Genomic DNA, 19,943 nt, shown 5'->3' with positions numbered 1-19,943 from the left:
CCGAGTTGATGGGAACGAAACGATGACCATGGAACGAATCGCACTGCCCGGGGTCGGTATCGGGTGGGCCACCACCACCCGCGCCGGGCAGCGGCTCGGTGTCGTCTGCCACCTCACCGGCCAGCGCGACCTCGTCGTCTACGACCCCGACGACGCCGAGCGGGCGCTCAGCACGGTCGTCCTCGACCCGGACGAGGCACGCTGGATTGCCGACGTGCTGGACACGACGGTCACCGTCGACCACCTGACGGAGCTGGAACGGCAGGTCGACGGGGTGGCGGCGGTCCGACTGCGCCTGCCGGCCGGGTCCCCCTACGTCGGCCGGCCGCTGGGCGACACGCGGGCACGTACCCGTACCGGCGCGTCGATCGTCGCCGTCGTTCGGGGCGATCAGGTCATCGCCGCGCCGGCCCCGGACTTCGTTCTGCGCCCCGACGACACGCTCGTCGCCGTCGCCGACCAACGCCGGGTGGCCGCCCTCGCCGACCTGCTCGCGGGCGGTCCCGGGGCCGAGCGCTGAGGGTGGTCGAGGCGACACCGGGTTGACCGGCGGGGTCGTGGCGTCGCTCTCCGCGCGCTGCGGCGAAGTCACCCCGCCCATACCAGCGGGTACGCTCCGGACTGCGGCAGACTGCGCGGCCGGCGCTTCAGCGCCGATGCCGCCACCGATCGGCTCCGGCCGGCTGAGCCGCCCGGGCCGGGGCGGTCGCGCATGCCGTCTGCTCGGACCATCCGCCGGCTAGGGAGAGTAACCGGGTGAGCCCCCAGACGACGTTGTTGTTCGTGCTCGCCGCCGTCGCGGTCATCGTCGGCGTGCGGTGGGTGGCGTCGCGCACGGGTCTGCCGGCGGCGGCGCTCCTGCCGCTCATCGGCATCGCGTACGCGCTGCTCCCGGGGCCCAACATCAGCCTTGATCCCAACCTCGTGCTCACGGTCGTGCTGCCGCCGCTGCTCTACAGCGCGGCGCTGGACTCCTCGCTGCTGGGCATCCGCCGCAACCTTCGCATCGTGGTCAGTTTGTCCGTGGTGCTGGTGCTGCTCACCGCCCTACTGGCGGGGGTCGGTTTCCACCTCTTCGTCGCCGGGGCGACGCTGGCCGCCGGGATCGCGGTCGGCGCCGCGATCGCGCCGCCCGACCCGGTGGCCGCGCTGGCGGTCGGCCGCCGGGTCAACCTGCCGCCGAAGCTGGTCACGATCATCCAGGGCGAAGGGCTGCTGAACGACGCCACCGCGCTCACGATCCTCAAGGTCGCCGTCGCCGCCGCCGTGGGCGGTGGCTTTTCGTTTCCGTCCGCTGTCGGCCAGTTCATGTTGGCGGCGGTGGGCGGGGTCGCGGTGGGTGCTGTCGTCGCGTGGGGCGTACGGCTGGCCCGACCGCTCACCGCGGATCCGTTGCTGTCCAACGCCATCTCGCTGGCGACGCCGTTCGTGGCCTACCTGGTGGGCGAGGAGCTTCATGTCTCCGGCGTGCTCGCCGTGGTGATCGCCGGGCTGATCGTCGGCCACCACACGCCCCGGCTCGTCTCCGGCGCCACCCGGCTGCAGACCAGCGCGGTGTGGCGGCTGGTCGACTTCCTCCTCGAGGGCTTCGTCTTCCTCCTGATCGGGCAGCAGCTGCCCACGGTGGTCCGGGGCCTGCACGAGTACGAGACCTCCACGGTTGTCATCGCGGTCGCCGTGTCGGTCGGCGTGGTGCTGCTCCTGCGCCCCGCGTGGCTGGTGCTGATCCAGGTGCTCCCCCGGTCGCTGCACACCCGGCTAGGCGGCACCTCCGACGAGGACGAGCCCGACGAGGCCGGCAGCAGCCGCGAGGCCGCGCGGGCGGAGCGCAACGCGCGTCGACTGACCGGCCGTGAGGTCGCGGCGCTGAGCTGGTCCGGAACCCGCGGCGTGATCAGTCTCGCCGCGATCTTCACCCTGCCGCTGACCACCGACAGCGGCGTGCCCTTCCCCGACCGTAACCTCCTGCTGTTCTGCACGTTCGTGGTCGTTCTCGTGACCCTGGTCGGGCAGGGCCTGACGTTCGCGCCGCTCGTCCGGGCGCTGGGCCTGCGGGCCAACGAGAACGACCAGGCCCGGGTACGCAACGAGGCCCGCTCGGCGGCCGTCGAGGCGGCCCTGGCCCGCCTCGACGAGGTCGCCGCCGACGAGCCGGACCTGGCAGCGGCCGTCAACATCACCCGCGGGCAGCTGCAGACCCGCCTGGCCCGCTATCGGGGTCGCCTCGACCTGCTGCAGAGCGCCGAATCAGCCGAGGTGCCCACCTCACCCGAGTACGAGGCGGCGCTGCGCATCCGGCGGGCCGCGATCGAGGCCCAACGGGAGGAGCTGCTGCGCTGGCGGGACGCCGGCCGGCTGCCCGACGAGGGGCTCCGCGTCCTGGAACGCGAACTCGATCACGAGGAGCTGCTACTCCCGAAGCGCGACCGCCGCTGACCGGCGATCCAGGTGCTGTCCGGTGCGCCGGTGCGTTCGCGGTCTGCCGGCGCGTCGGACCAGTCCCGGCGGCCCGCCCCGCACCGACGATCACCGTCTCCTCGCCGACGCGGACGCCGACCGGCAGCATCAGGCCGGTGCGGCCGTCGACCCGGATCCGCCGGCCGGCGAGCAGCGGTTCGCCCCGGTGGGCCAGTGTGACCGCCACGCCCGACGGGGCGACGTTGAGCAGATGCAGCAGCCGCTGCCCGGCCCGATCGACGATGGAGGTCACGACGAGGCCGGGTCCAGGCGGAAGTAGTGCACCTCTCCGGCGAGCAGCAGGTGAGGTCGGTCGTTGAGCAGGATGCGGCGGCGGTGCAACATCCACCACCGGGCGCCGCCGCCCACTCCGAGAAGGTGAGGCCATGAAGCATCTGCGATATGCGACCGCCCTGGTGGTCGCCCTCGCGCTGGGGGTGCCCGGCTGCGGCCAGGACGAGGCCGACTCAAGCTCGGCCGGCAAGGAGATCGCGGCCGGCAAGGCCAAGGGCGCGATCAGGGTCTGGGCCATGGGCGGCGAGGGCGAGAAGCTCACCGAGCTCGCCACCGACTTCATGAAGGAGAATCCCGAGGCCAAGGTCAACGTCATGTCGTTCCCGTTCGAAGCGGCGCACGACAAGATCGCCACGGCCATCGCGGGCCGGCAGACGCCGGACGTCAGCATGGTGGGTACCACCTGGATGGGCGAGTTCGCCAAGACGGGCGCCTTTGACCCCACCCCCACGGGCCTGTTCGACAAGAGCAAGTTCTTCGAGGGCGCGTGGAACAGCACCGTCGTCGACGGCACCGCCTACGGGGTCCCGTGGTACGTCGAGACCCGGCTGATCTTTTACCGCAAGGATCTCACCGCCAAGGCCGGCGCGCAGAAACCGACCAACTGGCAGGGGCTCACGGACTTCGCCCAGGCGATGAAGGACAAGGGCGGCGCCAAGTGGGGCATCTACCTGCAGCCGGGCGGCACCGAGTCGTGGCAGAGCTTCATGCCCTTCGCCTGGCAGGCCGGCGCCGACATCATGAAGGACGGCAAGTTCACCCTCGACTCCCCCGAGATGCGCAAGGCGCTGGAGTACTACGCCTCGTTCTTCAAGCAGGGCCTCGCGCCGACGAATCTCGCCCCCGAGGCGGTGGCAGCGGGCTTCATCAAGGGTGAGGTCGGCGCCTTCGTCTCCGGCCCGTGGCACATGGGCATCCTGCGCGGAGAGGGCGGCCCGGGCTTCGAGGGCAAGTGGGACGTCGCGCAGATGCCGCACGAGCAGGCCGGCACCTCCTTCATCGGCGGCTCCGACCTGGCGGTCTTCAAGGAGTCCAGGAACCGCGACACGGCCTGGAAGTTCGTCCAGTTCCTCACCACCCCGGCCGCGCAGCAGAAGCTGTACGACCTGGTCGGCAGCCTCCCGGCGGTGCAGGAGAGCTGGCAGTCCGGCACGCTGGCCGACGACCCGCTCCTGAAGGCGTTCGGTGAGCAGCTCAACGATGCCAAGTCGGCGCCGGCGATCGCCACCTGGGAGCAGGTCGCCGACGTCCTCGACGACGGCATCGAGCGGGTGGTGCGCGGCGTTTCCGATCCCGCCACCGCCGCCAAGGAGATGCAGACCACGGCGACCGCGATCGGCACCGGGAGGTGACGGTGACCGGGCCGCTGTCCGCGCCGGTCACCGCCGCCGCGCTGCCCGCGGCCGGCGAACCGCCGACCGTGCGGGTGTACGGCGGCGCGGCGGGCGTACCACCGCACCGTCCGTGGCAGCCGATGATCGGCAGCGAGCGACTGTCCCAGCTGCTGTGCCCGGACCTGACCGGCGGGCGGGAGATCGGCATCGAACTGCTCGCGGTACCGCGGTGACCACCTTGTTCGCTCAGCGCGGCGGGCCCGCCGCGCTGGCGCGACGGCCGCTGCGATGTGGGTGACCCCGAACCCGCCCTCGCCGTCATGGACCTGCACGTGGTGGTGAATGGTGCGCGGTGCGCGATCACCTGTCCTCGGTGCTGGGCTGCGTTGTCACCTCGGGGAGTCGAACCCCCGCGCTGCCCATCGCGCGCCAGGAGAAGGTTGCCGGGTTACAGCCGGCCCTGTCTGTGCACGCTTCCACGACGACTACCTGCTCCACATCGCTGTGGCCGCACTACTCCAGGAGATCGGCCTCCCAGTTGGTGCGCTGGATCAGCACGTCCAGCTCACGGAGCTCCTGGGCGATCCCGTCGGCCTGGCCGCGCAGTTCCCCGACCGGCAGCGCGGCGAGCATCTTCAGCTCCGAGCGGAGCTGCCGTACCACGTGACCACGTCCGCTGCCGGCGGCGGCGTCTGCGGCGGCGGTGAGCGCGGCATGGCGCAGCCGGAGTACGTCGCGGCGGGCGAGCGCGTCGGTCAGGGTTCCGAGGCCACCGATCGTCACGGTTGCGTTGGTGCGGTTGATCCGCCGAATCAGCGCCTCGAGATGGTCGAGTACGCCCTGCAGCTCGGCCAGCAACTGCTGGGCGTCTTCTGCGGGCAGCTCGCCCTCCTGGTACCGGGCGCTGCCGATGATGCGCGACCGGAGCTGTTCCACACGACGGGTCGTCTCGGCACGGTCTGCCAGCGCCTCGCCCAGCTTCACTACAATGAACCTCCCTGACGATGAGTACGCCGAGAATAGATGATCTCGGTCCACCCGGCCGAGGCATTTTCTTCTCGATGGATGCGCCGAGGAGAAATTTCGACAACGCCTGTTGGTGATAAACTCTCGGCATGGCGACGGCCCCCTGGCAGGCGGTGACTGTCCTCACCGACCAGGTACGACGGGCTCTGTACGACTACGTCCGGAGCCAGGACCACCCGGTGACCCGGGACGAGGCCGCCGAGGCGCAGGGGATCTCGCGCAACCTGGCGGCGTTCCACCTCGACAAGCTCGTCGACGCCGGGCTGCTGCACGCGCGGTACGAGGCTCCGGCCGACCAGCCGCGCGGCCGTGGCCGGACACCGAAGGTGTACGAGGCGGCGCCAGGCTGCATCGCCCTGACCATCCCGGAGCGCCGCTACGAGCTGATCGGCGAGATCCTGGCCGACGCCGTCGCCGAGGATCCGACGGATGCCCGGTCGGCCGCCCTCCGCGTGGCGGCGCAGCGGGGCGCGGAGATCGGTCGCCAGGTCGGCGGCGGCCGGCCGGTCGCCGCCGTGCTGGCCGATCTGGGCTTCGAGCCGGCCGGCGAGCAGGAGCTGATCCGGCTGCGGAACTGCCCCTTCCACGCCCTCGCCGCCCGGCAGACCGAGCTGGTGTGCGGCCTGAACGAGGCCTTCATCGCCGGGCTGCTCAGCGGGCTCGGCCGGACGGATCTGCGCGCGCGGCTGGCCCCCGCACCCGACGCCTGCTGCGTGCAGGTCCGCCCGGCCTGACGCGTCGCGCCGGCGCCTGTCGTCAGGGCAGCAGGTCACCCAGCGGCACCTGCGGGTCCGCGAGCCGGTCCAGGTCGACGGCCCGGCCCCGGTGGCCCGCCCGCACCAACGCCTGGATCTGGTCGGTCACGTCCCAGACGTTGGCGTTCATCCCGGCCAGCACCCGGCCGTCCGAGACCCAGAACGCCAGGAACTCCGGCGCCCGGCCGCCCACCACGGCCGGGTCGCCACGGAACACCACCCGGTCGTAGCCGCTCGGGTCCACCCACCCCGAGTACTCCATGCCCAGGTCGTACTGGTCGGAGAAGAAGTACGGCAGCCTGTCGTACTCGACCTGCTGGCCGAGCATGGACCGGGCCGCGGCGGGGCCGCCGTTGAGCGCGTTCGCCCAGTGCTCCACGCGCAGCTGCCGATCGAGCAGCGGGTGGTGGGCGTTGGCCACGTCGCCGGCGGCGAAGATGTGCGGGTCGGAGGTACGCAGCCGGGCGTCGGTGACGATCCCGTTGTCCACCTTCAGGCCGGCCGCCTCGGCCAGTTGCGTGTCGGGTTGGATGCCCACGCCGACGACGACGGTGTCGGCGGGCAGTTCGGTGCCGTCGGTCAGCAGCACCGAGGAGACCCGCCCCGCGCCGCGCATCTCCTGGACTCCGACGCCGAAGTGGAAGGTGACGTCGTGGCCGCGGTGCAGGTCGGCGAAGACCCGGGCGACCTCGTCGCCGAGCACTCGCTGCAACGGCAGGTCGGCGGTCTCCACCACGGTGACGGTGGCGCCGTACTGGCGGGCGGCGGCGGCGACCTCCAGGCCGATCCAGCCGGCACCGATCACCACGAGGCGGGCGCCGCCGACGAGGGCCGTGCCGATCTCGGCGGAGTCGTCCAGCGTGCGCAGGTACCGCACGCCGTCCAGGTCGGCGCCGGGGACGTCCAGTCGGCGGGGCGTGGAGCCGATGGTCAGCAGCAGTTTGTCGTATCCGAGCCGTTCGCCGGTGTCGAGCACGACCTGGCGGAGGTCGCGGTCGACGGCGGTGACCCGGGTCGCCGTCCGCAGCTCGACGTGGTTCGCGGCGTACCAGCCGGGCTCGTGCACATACGCGTCCAGCCACCCCGTGGTCCCGAGCAGCAGGCCCTTGGACAGCGGTGGCCGCTCGTAGGGCCGTTCGGGCTCGGCGCCGAGCAGGATGACGCGGCCGGCGAAGCCCTCCTCGCGCAGGGTCTGGGCGGCCTTGGCGCCGGCGAGTCCGGCGCCGACGATGACGAAGGTGTCGCTGCTTTCCATGCCGCTCTCCAGTTCGGTCAGTGGGCGCCGGTGAGGGAGAAGAACTCGCCTCTGGAGCGGGGGTCGTCTCGTAGGGCGCCGAACAGGGTGGACGTCACGGTGGTGGCGCCGGCGGCCCGTACGCCCCGCAGGGTCATGCACAGGTGCTCGGCCTCGATGACGACGCCGACGCCCTTGGGTGCCAGTTCGAGGGCCAGCCAGTCGGCGACCTGCTTGGTCAGCCGCTCCTGCACCTGCGGGCGGTGGGCGAAGAGTTCCACCACGCGGGCGAGCTTGGACAGTCCGAGGATCCGCTCGCCGGGCAGGTAGCCGACGTGTGCGACACCGACGAAGGGCAGCAGGTGGTGTTCGCAGACCGACCGGATCGGGATGGATCGAGCCAGGACGAGTTCGTCGTAGCCCTCGTCGTTGGGAAACGTGGTCAGGTCGAACGGACGTGCGGTGAGCAGTTCGGCGTACGCCCGGGCCATTCGGCGGGGAGTGTCGCGCAGGCTCTCCGAGTCCAGGTCGATGTCGAGTGCGGCCAGGAACCGGGCGGCGGCCTGTTCGGCAGCGACCAGGTCGAGCACTGGTCGCTGGTCGACGCGGCGTTGGGCCGGTGCGATGCTCACGTCAGCCACCTCCGAGTGCGGTGTGCAGGTGCCACGCCGCAACCTCCGTCTCCACCAGGGATGGTTGCTCTTCGTCGCCATCCTGGCGCGCTTGCGCCGGAATTTCAATAGCGCCCACTGGCGAAAATCCCGCGGGCAGATCGTCGCCCACCGGCAGGGCCTGGGCGCGCTCCCCCGGGCCCGATCGGTCTCCTCGGCCACGCTCCTGAGCGACCTGAACAATCGGTATTGGAACACTCAAACCGGTATCGGCTATCACAAATGCAAGGTGCGCATTGGACGTTGCCCGTTACATCGAAGTGCATTACTATACCAACGGCGTCTTGATCAACGAGGCGGCAAGGAAACGCCTGAAGAGAGGCAGCACGAGCACCCGGAGTGACATCTCGACAGCACCGGAAACCAGCATCAGGGGCCACCTTGAGCGGCGAAGGGTCGAGGCCATGCACCAGGCGAGCAGCGGAGACCGGGTTCGCCATCCATCGCGTACAGTGACCACCCAATAAAATGACGACCACGTTTCAAAATTGTTGTCCACAATCGACTACTGACTCGCCGATCAGCGGATACTTTACGCCAAACGGGCATTAGCACGTAAGAACGCCAATTGATTGGCGTTGCAGGAGAAACATCCCAGAACGGGTCGGGAACCGGAAGGGGTGGGGGGATGAGGGCAATCCCGAGCGAATCCTTGGTCATCGGCATCGCGTCCTCGCCGGCCGAACGTCGGCAACTCGCACAGCTGCTCGGCGGGACGGAGGCCTTCCTGATCGTCTCGACCGTCCAGCAGGCACGGGAGTTCCTCGACGCGGCCGGGGCACCCGGGGCCGCCGGGGCCGCACCGGCTGGCCAGACCGCGATCGTCGACGCCGTGGAGGACAGCGGTCCGCCGCCACCGCCCGAGCTGATCGTCGACTCCGACCGACGGGTGCTGCGCTGGCTGGACCGCGAGATCGATCTCACGCCGCTGGAGCACGATTTCCTGGTGTGCCTGGTCGGTACGCCCGGACAGGTGTGGACCTACGAGCAGCTGCACCTGAAGGTCTGGGGCAACGAGCACCTCGGCCGAGGCTCCGACATGCACTCGGTGGTGCGCCGCGTACGGCGCAAGCTCGCCTGGCTGGACGCCCGGGCGGCGATCCACGCGGTCCGTGGGGTGGGCTTCCGCCTCGCCCTGGCCTGACCACCACACTCAGCCCGCGCCGAAGCTGGCTGACAACCTGCACACACTGATCCGGCCCGCCTGGTCGCAACCAGACGGGCCGGGTCAGTCACTGTTCAGTTGTCAGCACCTGGTTGGGGACAGCGCGAAGTCCTCCACCCTCGGGGTGCTGCTGATCGTCGTCTGACGGTTCTGGGGCTTCCAGCCGTCCTTGGCGACGATCATCTTCAACGGGTTGTGCTTGCGGTCCAGCCAGTAGGCGTACTTGCCCTGGGCGTCGGTGCTGAAGGTCCAGGAGGTCGACTTCGAGTCGACCTGGACGGTCGCACCCTGGAGCGGTGCGCTGACGCCCTGACAGTTCGTCCCGGTGACCGTACCGAGCAGCTTGCCCCAGGTACCCGGCGGCTGCGCGTTCATCGTCACCGGCACCGGCTGCACCGTGTACGGCGTGTTCTCCTTGATCGCGATCGAACCGGAGTAGGTGCCCGGCTGGTCGACGTTCGCCGTCATCCCGACGGTGACCGTGATCTTCTCGCCCGGCGCCAGCGTGGCCGACGTCTTGTCGATCGTCATCCAGCTGACGTCGGCCGGGCGCTCAGCGCACTCCTCGAAGCCAGGCAGGGCCTCGCTGTCCGGTGTGGCGTTGAAGCTGCCCGAGGAGCCGCCGATCTTGTAGAAGCCGCACGCCGCGCCACCGCGGTAGCGGGCCGTGTTGGCGTTCGGCAGGTTGGACCAGGAGTTGGCACCCGGGTCGTAGGCGAAGCCGGCGTTGCTGATGGCTCCGCCCTGCACGCCACCGACGACCATGAGCTTGCCGCTGGCGACGGCGAAGGAGCTGGCCCAGGTGTCGGTCGGCGCGTCGGCGATGGCGGTCCAGGCGTTGGCGCCCGGGTCGAAGGCGTAGCCGGCCTTCTGCGCGGCGGACCCGTCGTTACCACCGGTGCAGTAGACGACGCCGTCGATCCCGCCGCAGGAGGCGAAGGCCACCGACTTCGGGTAGTTGGCCAGCGTCTCCCAGGTGTCGCTGCCCGGGTCGTACCGGACGACCGTGTTGGACATCGGGGTGCAGGAGGCGGTGGTGCAACCGCCGATGGCGTACAGCTTGCCGTCGACGACCGCCTGCCCGGCCGCGGCGCGCGGCGCGGGGTTGCTGGCCTTGCTCGTCCAGGTGTTCGCCGCCGGGTCGTACGACCAGGTGGCGCTGTCGGGCCCGGAAGCCCCCCAGCCGCCGGTCGCGATGATCTTCCCGTCCACGACGCCCACGGTCACGGCGTTGCGGGCACCGGGAAGATCGGCGATCGCCGCCCAGGTCTGCGCGATCGGGTCGTAGACGTAGTTCTTCGCCGAGGACGCCGATCCGTTGCCGCCGGCGATCGAGTACACCTTGCCGTCGAGGTTGACCACCCGGTTGTCCATGACGTTAGCCGGGTAGCCCGCGATGTCCGTCCACGGCGCGGACTGCGGGCCGTCCGCGGTGGTCACCTTGGCGTCCTTGCTGGACGCCTGCGCGGCGAACGACGTCGGGACCTCGAGCCGCTGCTCCGGCGCGCCGCTGGAGGCGAGCAGCTGCTGCTTGCTCATCGTGGATCCGTCGGCCCGAAGCAGCGAGAAGCCACCGTCCCGCTCACTGAACTGGACGTCGACCGGCGCGGCGCCGGTGTTGGTCACGGTGAAGGTCTTGTTGACCTTGCCGCTGGGCATCTGGACCGTCCCGCTCACGTCGGACGGCTGGATGGACAGCCGGCCGGCGCCGAGTTGGAAGGTCGCGGCCGTCGCCCCGTTCTTCTGAACGTTGACGTCCTTGCTCTGGCTGACGTAGCTGCCGGCCTTCGCGGTGAACTTGTGCGATCCGGTCAACGACGAGAACATCCAGAAGAAGCCGTCCGGCAGGTCGGTGTCGTCCGGAGTCGCGGCGGTGGTGGCCTTCTCGGCCGTCCGGTCGTCACTGGTGACGGTGGCGCCGTTGAGGTAGCTGTCGTCGTTCTTGTCCTGCACGTGGCCGAGCACCAGGCCACCGTCGATCGGCTGGCAGCTGACCTGGCTGCCGATCAGCACGTTGTCGACCTGCCACCACCACGCCCAAGAGGCGTCGTAGTAGCGGAACCGGACCCTGGCCTGCGCGTTGCCGGCCGCCTGCGGGATCTTGACCTCGGTGACCAGCGGTCCCCGGGCGCTGGTCGACTGCCGGAGCACGTTGGCCCAGGTGGTGCCGCCGTCGAGGCTGAGGTCGACATCCGCCTTGTTGGTGCCCAACTGCCGGAAGTCCTGGTTGAACCGGATCACCGGCGCCGTGACGTTGGTCAGGTCGACGACCGGGCTGACGAGCGAGCTGTCCTGCCGGTTGCCGCTGCCGTACTTGTCGCTGTCGAGCACCGCCGAGTTGCCGGCGCCGCCGGTCAGGTTGCCGCGGTTGCCGGGGTCGTTGAACTGCCAGACCTGGCCGTTACCGAGACCGTCCACCACCGACCAGCCGGCCGGCGCGGTAGTGCCGTCGAAGGTCTCGTAGACACCGTCGGAGCCGTTGCGGTAGCCAGGCGCCGTGGTGCAGGAGTTGGCGTTCACCGGCACGGCAACGTCGTGGGTGACGTTGCTCGAGCCGACGACGACGTCCTTGGTCACCGTCTGGTAGCCCGGGTACTGCGGCGCGACCTTGATGCTGTACGTCGCCCCGCTCGGGAGCTTGAAACTGTAGTGGCCGTCGGCGGGGGTGGTGTAGCCGGACACGCCCGACGGGCCCTCGACGCTGACCTTGGCGTAGAGCGGCCAGCCCTGCCCGGAACCGTCGGTGACCGTTCCGCTGACGGTGACACTCGGCACCGCCGCCAGCGCGATGCTGGTCGTCGTGGTGGTGTCCTTGGTGACCGTCGCCGGCACCGTCTTGCTCTCGTAGCCGAACGCCGACACGGCGACCTGGTAGTCGCCGGCCGGAAGCAGCGACGAGTACTTGCCGTCGCTCCCGGTGGTCAGCTGGCGGCTGGCCGCGCCGGTCAGGGCCACGGCGGCACCCGCGATCGGGGCACCGCTGCCCGCGTCCGTGATCGTGCCGGTCAGGGTGCCGGTGTCGCCGATCGGGGCGGCGTTGAGCAGCGCGAGGGCGTCCAGCCGGCCCTCGCCGTACACGTTGTTGTTCGCCGCGGTGCCGCCGCACTGGGAGTCGGCCTTGTCGACCGCCGTGGTGTTCAGCAGCGCGCGGGTGGCGTTGATGTCACCGACCAGCGCCGGTGCCGCCGACCACAGCAGCGCGACCGCGCCCGCGAGGTGCGGGCTGGCCATGGAGGTGCCGTTGAAGCTGGCGTAGCTGCTGCCCGGAACGCTCGACCGGACGTTCACGCCGGGGGCCGAGATGTTCGGCTTGATCGCGCCGTCCTGCCCGGCGCCCCGGGAGGAGAAGCTGGCGATGTTGTTGTTGATGTCGTAGGCGCCGGCGGAGTAGTTGTTGATCCGGCTGCCCGGCGAGCCGCTGGTCTGGCAGGACGGACCGTTGTTGCCGTTGGACCAGGCGCCGAAGATGCCCGACGCGGCCCAAGCGTTGGTCACGTCCTCCATGAACGGTTCGTTGGAGGGTGCCGTGGTACCCCACGAGTTGTTGATGATGTTCGGCCGCTTGCTGGCGTCCGGGTTCTGACCGTTGAGGTCCCGGGGCTGGAGCATCCACTGGCCGGAGGAGATCAGTGCGGCGTCGCTGGGGCAGCAGCCGTTCGCGGCGATCCACTTGACCTCGGGGGCGACGCCGATCTGGTTCGCGCCGTCGGTGCCGGCCATGGTGCCCATGGTGTGCGTGCCGTGGCCGTTGCTGTCGCAGGGCGCGGCGGCGCAGGTCCCGGCGGCGTTGAACCAGTTGTAGTTGTGGTCGAACGTGCCGTCGCCGTTGTTGCCGCGGTAGGAGTTCACCAGGGCGGGGTGGTCGAACTGGACGCCGGTGTCGATGTTCGCCACCGTGATGCCCGCGCCTTTGACGCCGTACTGGGACCAGACGTCGTCGGCGTTGATGTTGGCGATGCCCCACTCGAGGGCGTTGACGGTCTTCTCGTTGGTGCCCTTGGTGACCTCGGGAACCTTGTACTCCATGGGGGCGTACAGGCCGTCGACCTCGGCGTGGGCGGCGAAGTTCTGGGCCATCGTGGACGACCCGCCGGTGACCTTGATGGCGTTGGTCGCCCAGAAGGTCTGGTACTTCACACCCGAGCTCTCGAGCTCAGCCTTGATCTTGGCCTGGCTCTCGGCGGCGGTCTTCTGCAACGCCTCCGCGACCGCGGTGCCCCGCTTGGCCCAGTCCGTGATTCCGGTGGCCTTGCTCAGGTCTGCCTTGGCCTTGAAGTGGATCCAGAAGTCGCCCTCGGTCTTGCCCTGCAGCTGCTTGGCCAGGTCCGGGCGGATCTTGTCAGAGGCGGAGGCTGCTCCCGTCCCGGCCTGTGCCGCCTGTGCACCTGAACCGGTGGCCAATCCTGTTGCGACGAGGGCGATCGCCGCGCCGGCGCTCACCAGACATCTGGCGATGCGCTTCCTGTGTGGACGTCTTAGCATTGGTGCTGCCTCCTCCAGAGACGACCCGCAGTTGATCGAGTCATGGCGAAGGGTGCGGGAGACTCCCGTTTGGATCACACCCGGAATGGACGAACTCCCCATGCCCCCTCAGGGCGCCGCGCGGGTCACGTCGACTGCCCAGGGTGGACACTATGATCTAGAGGAAAGCGCGATCAAGGACGCTACGTAAGCAACTTCTCACTAACGGTTGCCTGGTTGGCGGCATGATTGACAATTACTGTCAGGGCCATAGCGAAGTTGGGCAGATTTTGCCCACCGTTCGGGGTGGGGTGCAGTGGCCGAGGACGAGGAAAGCAGGGTGCCGGACCAGTCCGAGCCGGCCGCGGAACTGTTCCCGCTGTTGATCGCGGTGACGCCGTCGCCGGCCGAGCGGCTCCGGCTCGCCGAACGCCTCGACGGCGTCGCGCCGCTGCTGCTGGTCGCCGATCTCGACGAGCTGCGCAGGCTGATCGCGACGCCGCAGCGGCTTGCCCGGGCGGCGGCCGCGCCGCCACCCGCCGCCCCGTCCACCGGAGCCGACGACATCCTGCTGATCGACTCGGCCCGGTCCACCGCCCGCTGGCGGGACCGCGAGATCAGCCTCACCCGCCTCGAGCACGACTTGCTGGCCTGCCTGACCACCGAGCCGATCCGGGCCTGGAGCTACCCCGAGCTGCACCGATCGGTCTGGCGTGACGAAGGGCGGGAGCGCAAGGCGGATGTGCAGTCGCTGGTGAAGCGGCTACGGCGCAAGCTCACCGAACTCGGCACCGGCGTCACCATCGTCGCGGTACGCGGCGTCGGGTTCCGGCTGGCCGGCCACCAACAACCGGGGACTCCCGACGCGTGACGCCCGTTCTGGTCAGGCCCATCTGCCCTCGAAGAGCGGGGCGACCGGGCGGTCCCGGCGGCTGATCCGCAGGTCTCCGAAGACCGTGCTCCGCTCCGCCCGGTCGACCTCCGCGTCCAGGTCGACCCGCAACTCCTGCGAAGCGTCGTGGGCGGCGCCGATGAGCACGAGCTCGGTCCCGGGGTGGTCGAGGAAGCCGGGCGGATCGAGCGGGGCGAAGCGGCGACCGTGGAACTTCTGCTGCAGCGCGGCGGGCAGCTTGACCTTGCGCGACCGGCCGAGGCCGACCCCGGGCGGGGAAGGCGCCCGCGGGTTCTTGACCGTGACGATGTAACTCGCCTCCGGCTCGATGCTCAGCTCGTGCTGCGCCTCGCCGGGCCGCAGCGGCAGTTCCAGCTCGTACGCCAGGTGCGTGTGGTCGTCGTGCCGGGCGATCACGTACGCGCCCTCCGCCACGGGCCGCGCCGGCGGCTGCCGCCGCCGGTCGCGGGTCCTCGTCCGGTACGCCCGCGCCTGCACCGCCTCGTGCAGCTGCTCGGGCCGATCCACGACCTCGTCGACGAACGCCCAGAAGCGGTCGTGCTCGTCGATGTCGGGCAGGCGTTTGCGGCCGATGATCAGCAGCCGCAGGTGCCTCCCGTGCCACGGGTGCAGCACCACCAACAGCCGCTGCACCTCCTCCAGGGAGTCGACGTGCTCCTCCTCCACACGGGGGCGGTAGAGGAAGTAGATGTCGCCGTCCTCCAGCAGCTCCGCCACCCGCCCCGCGTACCCGCAACGGCCGGTCCCGAACGCCGCCCGCGGCCCGGAGTGCTCCCCAGCCCGCCCGTTTGCTCGCCTGCACCACGGGCAATCGGGCGAAGAATGCCGTCACGGGGAGGAGCAGTCGATGAAGATCCACGACCCGTCCAGCCAGGCGATGCAGAAGGACTACGACGTCACCGACATCGAACGCCTGATGGGCAAAAAGGACTGGAAGAACTACGACGACGTGATCAACTGGCTGAAGAAGGAAGGTGACGAGGACCGACGGTTCACCCCCGGCGAAGTGCAACACATGATCGACGACTTCGCCCGGGCGCGGGACAAGAAGATGGACTTCGTCCGCGACCCCGAGCAGCTCTACCAGAACCTCAAGAGCAGCCGGTAGCGACACCGGTCGGGCCTCGGCCCACGTCGACGGCACCCGGGCCGCTGATAGCGGCCCGGGTACGTCGCGCATGCATGCCCGGGGTACGGGGCACACGGGGAGGGCGGCCGGGCGGTACCGTCAGGCGATGACGGACGTGGCCAGTGGTGCCCGGCAGTCGATCCACGCGGAACGGCCCCCCGGCACGCGTACCCTCCTGGCGCTCCACGGTCTGCTCGCGGCCGGCTACCTGCTCGGCGCCGGCGTCACCGCGGCCGTCTCGTTCGCGCTGCTCGCGATCAGCCCGACACCGGACGGCAGCCAGATGCAGGCCTGGCTGCTGGACTGAGACCACCCGAGGGAAGCCACGAGGTGCTGCTGCCGGCCTTGTCCGGGGCGTTCGGTGACGACGCCGACGCGATCCGGGTCGGGGACCGGCGGGCGTCGCGGGAGGAACTGCTCGCCGCCGCTACCGCCCTCGCCGAACGGATCGCCGGCAGCGACGCGATGGCGATCTGGGCGACGGCCAGCATGGAAACCGTGGTGGCCGTGGTCGCCGGCCTACTCGCCGGCGTGCCCGTCGCACCGGTGCCGCCGGATTCCGGCCCGACCGAGCGGGACCACGTGCTGCGCGACTCCGCCGCCTCGCTGCTGCTCGTCCCCCCGGCCGTCGAGGACGGCGCAGCGCCAGCGGACGGACGGATTCCCGTCGTCGCCGTCGACCTGGGCGCCCGCTCGAGCAGCGGCCATCCCGAGCCGGCGCCGCAGAGCCCCGCGCTGATCCTCTACACCTCCGGCACCACGGGAGCGCCGAAGGGAGCGGTGATCCCCCGGCAGGCGATCGCCGCCGACCTGGACGCCCTGGCCGACGCCTGGTCGTGGACACCCGAGGATCTGCTGGTGCACGGTCTGCCCCTGTTCCACGTACACGGCCTCGTGCTCGGGGTGCTGGGTGCGCTACGGGTCGGGTCCCGGCTGGCCCACACCGGCCGTCCCACGCCGGACGCGTACGCCGCCGCCGGCGGCACCCTGTACTTCGGCGTGCCGACCGTGTGGTCGCGGGTCTGCGCCGATCCGCCCGCCGCCCGGGCCCTGTCGTCGGCTCGGCTGCTGGTCAGCGGCAGCGCACCGCTGCCGCTGCCCGTCTTCACGCGGCTCGCCGAGCTCACCGGCCAGCCGCCGGTCGAGCGGTACGGGATGACCGAGACGCTGATCACGGTCAGCGGACGCGCGGACGGCGCGCGCCGGCCCGGCTTCGTCGGCACGCCACTGGCCGGAGTCGAGACCCGGTTGGTCGGCGAGGACGGCGGCCCGGTGGCACCCGACGGGGAGTCCCCCGGCGAGCTCCGGGTGCGTGGGCCGATGATGTTCCGCGGGTACCTCAACCGGCCGGAGGCCCACCGGGAGTCGTTCACCTCGGACGGCTGGTTCCGCACCGGCGACATCGCCACCGTCGACGCCGACGGGTGGCACCGGATCATGGGCCGCGCGTCCATCGACATGATCAAGAGTGGTGGGTACCGGATCGGGGCGGGCGAGGTGGAGGACGCGCTGCTCGCCCATCCCGGGGTCCGGGAGGCGGCCGTGGTCGGCGCGCCCCATCCCGACCTCGGGCAGCAGGTGGTCGCCTACGTGGTCGCCGACGCGGCGAGCGAGGCGCAGCTCATCGAGTTCGTGGCCGGCCGGATCGCCGCGCACAAACGCCCGCGGCAGATCCATCTGGTGGAGCAGCTACCGCGCAACGCGATGGGCAAGGTGCAGAAGAAGCTGCTCGCCGCAGGATGAGGCGTCCCTCAGAAGCTCGCCTTCGGCGCACCCTGGCCTGGATCGATCCTGGTCGGTCCGCCGGCCGACGGCCGCACGTCGAAGTTGAAGATCTCGGTCGGGATGTAGACGGTGGCACAGGAGTCCGGGATGTCCACCACCCCGGAGAACCGTCCCTCGATCGGCGCGGCGCCGAGGAGGAGGTAGGCCTGTTCCGGGGTGTAGCCGAATTTGGTCAGGTAGTCGATGGCATGCAGGCAGGCTCGCTGGAACGCCAGCTGGGAGTCCAGGTAGCGCTGTTCGCCGTCCAGCGTCACGGAGATGCCGGAGAAGGCCAGCCACTGGCAGTACTGCGGGTTGGTGTTTCCCGGCAGGAAGATGACGTTCTCCGAGACGCCGTAGGTGCTCATGCCGCCCTTGATGAGGTCGACGTGCAGGTCGATGAAGCCGCCCATTTCGATGGCGCCGCAGAACGTGATCTCCCCGTCGCCCTGGGAGAAATGGAGGTCGCCGACGGACAGGTTGGCGCCCGGGACGTAGACCGGATAGAAGACCCGTGATCCCTTGGTGAGGTTCTTGATGTCCTGGTTCCCACCGTTTTCCCGGGGCGGCGCCGTCCGGGCCGCTTCCGCCGCCACCCGGTCGAAGTCGGCGCCGTTCAGCGTTCCGAGGATCGCGTCACGCGGCTCGGGTGGCAGTGACAGTGGCGGCACCCGGTCGGGATCGGTGGCCCGCAGCGCCGTTTCCCGTTGGTTCCAGGTCGCCAGCAGCTGGGCCGACGGGGCGGTCCCCATCAGTCCGGGATGGATCATTCCGGTGAACGTGACCCCCGGGATGTGCCGTGACGTGGCCTTCTGCCCGGCAAAGTCCCAGACCGCCTTGTAGGCGTCGGGGAAGTAGTCGGTGAGGAAACCCCCGCCGTTGCGTTTGGGAAAGATCCCGGTGTATCCCCAGCCCTGGCCGGCGAGGGGGCCCGAGTCCTCCTGCGGGATGGGGCCGACGTCGAGGATGTCAACCACGAGCAGGTCGCCGGGCTCGGCACCCTGCACCGCGAACGGCCCGCTGAGGGCGTGGACCTTCGACAGGGGCGCGTCCCGCACGTCCACCGCCGAGTCGTCGTTGTGGATGGCGCCGTCGAACCACTCGCGGCAGTGCACGCGGAACGATTGGCCGGGCCGGACGGTGACCGCGGGCGGGATGTCCGGGTGCCATCTGTTGTGACCGACCTTCGCCTGGTCGGTGAAACTCCTGGCCGAGTCCAGTGGGAACAACACTTCGGGCTTGACATCCTCCCGGCCCTGAAGGGCCAGGATTCTCACGGTCGCCCGTGAGGTTTCCTGTTTCATCGCCGACTGCCTTTCCGGGAGGATCTTCCCTTGAGGTCTTACATCAGCTCCGCAGGCGTTTTACCTCTCCGCCAGCCCGGCGGCGAGGATGTTCTTAGCGGCGTTGATGTCCCGGTCATGCTCGACCCCGCAACCCGGGCACGTCCACGAGCGGACGTTGAGTGCGAGGGTGGTGTTGATCCGCCCGCACCCGGAGCAGGTTTTGGACGAGGGCAGCCACCGGTCGACGGGGATCACCTCACGCCCGTACCAGGTGGCCTTGTACTCCAGCATGCTGCGGAACTGGCCCCAGGCCGCGTCGGAGATGACGCGGGCCAGGCGGCGGTTGCGGAGCATGTTACGCACGCTGAGGTCTTCGATCGCGACCGTTTGAGTCTCACGGACGAGTCGAGTGGTCAGCTTGTGCAGATGGTCCCGACGCCGGTCGGCGATACGGGCGTGGATGCGGGCCACCGTCATTCGGGCTTTGGCCCGGTTGTTGGAGCCCTCCTCCTTGCGGGCGAGGTTCCGCTGCGCCTTGGCGAGCTTGCGCCGGTCGGCCTGCCCGTAACGCGGGTTGGCCACCTTTCCGTGCTCGTCGCTGATTCCGGGGATCGGGTGGGACAGGGTGAGCAGGCTGGTGATGCCCGCGTCCACACCAACCTCCGCCGCTGCAAGCGGCAGCGGCTTCACCGTGGGGTCTTCCACCAGCAGGGAGACGAACCAGCGGCCGGCGGCGTCCCGGGACACCGTGACCGTGGACGGTTCCGCCCCCTCCGGCAACGGTCGGGACCACACGATGTTCAGCGGGGTGTTCATCTTCGCCAACGTGAGCCGGCCGTCACGCCATCGGAACGCGGAGCGGGTGTATTCGGCCGACGCCCGCGACTTGCGCTTGGACTTGAACCTCGGATACCGGGACCGCTTGTCCCAGAACGCCACGAACCCCGCCTGCAGATGCCGCAACGTCTGCTGCAACGGCACCGACGACACCTCGTTCAGGAACGCCAGCTCCTCGGTGCGCTTCCACTCGGTCAGCCACCCCGACGACTGCACATAGGTGGTGCGCTGACGATCCACTGCCCACGCCCGGGTGCGCGCCTCAAGCGCCCGGTTGTACACCAGACGCACGCACCCGAAGGTGCGGTTCAACTGTTCGGCCTGTTCAGGAGACGGGTAGAAGCGGTACTTGTAAGCCCGCTTCACCACCTCACCCACCCCTCACACCCTACCAACCGTCCATGTAAGACGATCACCGAAGGGAGGGAGCGTCGTGTCCTCCCGGCCGTAAACGGCCGGGTTTCCACGCCACAATACCGATGAGCCGCTTCCCTTCGCCGAGTGCCGTGCCGCGGCCCCCTGGGACATCCGATGCCGGGTCCTATCCCACGTTCATCGTCGTGGGAGGCGAGCCTGGAGGGGGTTCGCCGGGCGGCGTCCCGCCTGCTGCCTGCCGG

17 protein-coding genes are annotated in these 19,943 nt (G+C 70.1%); 10 read left to right on the top strand and 7 right to left on the bottom strand.

The features are described 5' to 3' along the window. The first annotated feature begins 22 nt into the window (after positions 1 to 22). From ACFYML_RS15375 to ACFYML_RS15360, 4 genes are all read left to right on the top strand, one after another. Positions 23 to 520, top strand: a complete 498-nt coding sequence (locus ACFYML_RS15375; RefSeq protein ID WP_387421214.1) for a cation:proton antiporter regulatory subunit — start codon at positions 23 to 25, stop codon at positions 518 to 520. Positions 521 to 756: 236 nt separating this feature from the next. Further along, positions 757 to 2,436, top strand: coding sequence for a Na+/H+ antiporter (locus ACFYML_RS15370; RefSeq protein WP_387421213.1), 1,680 nt, complete (start codon positions 757 to 759; stop codon positions 2,434 to 2,436). A 407-nt stretch (positions 2,437 to 2,843) separates the two neighbouring features. Next, positions 2,844 to 4,103 carry a sugar ABC transporter substrate-binding protein gene (locus ACFYML_RS15365; RefSeq protein WP_387421212.1) on the top strand — a complete coding sequence of 420 codons (1,260 nt, stop codon included), beginning with the start codon at positions 2,844 to 2,846 and terminating at the stop codon, positions 4,101 to 4,103. 2 nt (positions 4,104 to 4,105) lie between these two features. Beyond that, entirely contained in the window at positions 4,106 to 4,318 is a 213-nt protein-coding gene (locus tag ACFYML_RS15360) for a hypothetical protein (protein ID WP_387421211.1), read from the top strand. 280 nt (positions 4,319 to 4,598) lie between these two features. On the opposite strand, the gene ACFYML_RS15355 is transcribed toward ACFYML_RS15360, so the two are convergent. Then, positions 4,599 to 5,069 (bottom strand): DIP1984 family protein, encoded by a 471-nt coding sequence (locus ACFYML_RS15355; protein ID WP_387421210.1) that lies wholly within the window; start codon positions 5,067 to 5,069, stop codon positions 4,599 to 4,601. A 131-nt stretch (positions 5,070 to 5,200) separates the two neighbouring features. Here ACFYML_RS15355 and ACFYML_RS15350 point away from each other — a divergent pair, with 131 nt between their 5' ends. After that, on the top strand, positions 5,201 to 5,845 hold the full coding sequence (locus tag ACFYML_RS15350) for a helix-turn-helix transcriptional regulator (protein ID WP_387421209.1): 645 nt from the start codon (positions 5,201 to 5,203) through the stop codon (positions 5,843 to 5,845). A 22-nt stretch (positions 5,846 to 5,867) separates the two neighbouring features. Here ACFYML_RS15350 and ACFYML_RS15345 read toward each other — a convergent pair whose 3' ends face one another. Then, complete coding sequence (locus ACFYML_RS15345; RefSeq protein WP_387421208.1) at positions 5,868 to 7,121, bottom strand: NAD(P)/FAD-dependent oxidoreductase; 1,254 nt, start codon at positions 7,119 to 7,121, stop codon at positions 5,868 to 5,870. 17 nt (positions 7,122 to 7,138) lie between these two features. Then, positions 7,139 to 7,813, bottom strand: coding sequence for a GTP cyclohydrolase I FolE (gene folE / locus ACFYML_RS15340; protein WP_387421207.1), 675 nt, complete (start codon positions 7,811 to 7,813; stop codon positions 7,139 to 7,141). A 586-nt stretch (positions 7,814 to 8,399) separates the two neighbouring features. Between folE and ACFYML_RS15335 the strand changes: the two genes are divergently transcribed. Then, positions 8,400 to 8,915: a winged helix-turn-helix domain-containing protein gene (locus ACFYML_RS15335; protein ID WP_387421206.1), complete on the top strand. Its 516-nt coding sequence runs from the start codon at positions 8,400 to 8,402 to the stop codon at positions 8,913 to 8,915. A gap of 102 nt (positions 8,916 to 9,017) precedes the next feature. Here ACFYML_RS15335 and ACFYML_RS15330 read toward each other — a convergent pair whose 3' ends face one another. Beyond that, on the bottom strand, positions 9,018 to 13,376 hold the full coding sequence (locus ACFYML_RS15330) for a S8 family serine peptidase (RefSeq protein ID WP_387421205.1): 4,359 nt from the start codon (positions 13,374 to 13,376) through the stop codon (positions 9,018 to 9,020). A 361-nt stretch (positions 13,377 to 13,737) separates the two neighbouring features. Between ACFYML_RS15330 and ACFYML_RS15325 the strand changes: the two genes are divergently transcribed. Then, positions 13,738 to 14,268: a winged helix-turn-helix domain-containing protein gene (locus ACFYML_RS15325; RefSeq protein WP_387421204.1), complete on the top strand. Its 531-nt coding sequence runs from the start codon at positions 13,738 to 13,740 to the stop codon at positions 14,266 to 14,268. 12 nt (positions 14,269 to 14,280) lie between these two features. On the opposite strand, the gene ACFYML_RS15320 is transcribed toward ACFYML_RS15325, so the two are convergent. Beyond that, positions 14,281 to 15,027 carry a hypothetical protein gene (locus ACFYML_RS15320; protein ID WP_387421203.1) on the bottom strand — a complete coding sequence of 249 codons (747 nt, stop codon included), beginning with the start codon at positions 15,025 to 15,027 and terminating at the stop codon, positions 14,281 to 14,283. 130 nt (positions 15,028 to 15,157) lie between these two features. Here ACFYML_RS15320 and ACFYML_RS15315 point away from each other — a divergent pair, with 130 nt between their 5' ends. From ACFYML_RS15315 to ACFYML_RS15305, 3 genes are all read left to right on the top strand, one after another. Then, positions 15,158 to 15,418, top strand: coding sequence for a hypothetical protein (locus ACFYML_RS15315; RefSeq protein WP_073835825.1), 261 nt, complete (start codon positions 15,158 to 15,160; stop codon positions 15,416 to 15,418). Positions 15,419 to 15,545: 127 nt separating this feature from the next. Further along, on the top strand, positions 15,546 to 15,746 hold the full coding sequence (locus tag ACFYML_RS15310) for a hypothetical protein (RefSeq protein ID WP_387421202.1): 201 nt from the start codon (positions 15,546 to 15,548) through the stop codon (positions 15,744 to 15,746). A gap of 23 nt (positions 15,747 to 15,769) precedes the next feature. Beyond that, positions 15,770 to 17,182, top strand: coding sequence for an acyl-CoA synthetase (locus tag ACFYML_RS15305; protein ID WP_387421201.1), 1,413 nt, complete (start codon positions 15,770 to 15,772; stop codon positions 17,180 to 17,182). 8 nt (positions 17,183 to 17,190) lie between these two features. On the opposite strand, the gene fmdA is transcribed toward ACFYML_RS15305, so the two are convergent. Both fmdA and ACFYML_RS15295 read right to left on the bottom strand, forming a co-directional pair. Further along, positions 17,191 to 18,435, bottom strand: a complete 1,245-nt coding sequence (gene fmdA, locus ACFYML_RS15300) for a formamidase (protein ID WP_387421200.1) — start codon at positions 18,433 to 18,435, stop codon at positions 17,191 to 17,193. Positions 18,436 to 18,567: 132 nt separating this feature from the next. Then, entirely contained in the window at positions 18,568 to 19,704 is a 1,137-nt protein-coding gene (locus tag ACFYML_RS15295) for an RNA-guided endonuclease InsQ/TnpB family protein (RefSeq protein ID WP_387421199.1), read from the bottom strand. Positions 19,705 to 19,943: the final 239 nt, after the last annotated feature.

This window comes from Micromonospora sp. NPDC007230, assembly GCF_042869115.1.
Classification (GTDB): Bacteria; Actinomycetota; Actinomycetes; order Mycobacteriales; family Micromonosporaceae; genus Micromonospora.
Note: the sequence above shows the minus strand (reverse complement) of the source record. Positions and strands in the feature narration are given on the sequence as shown.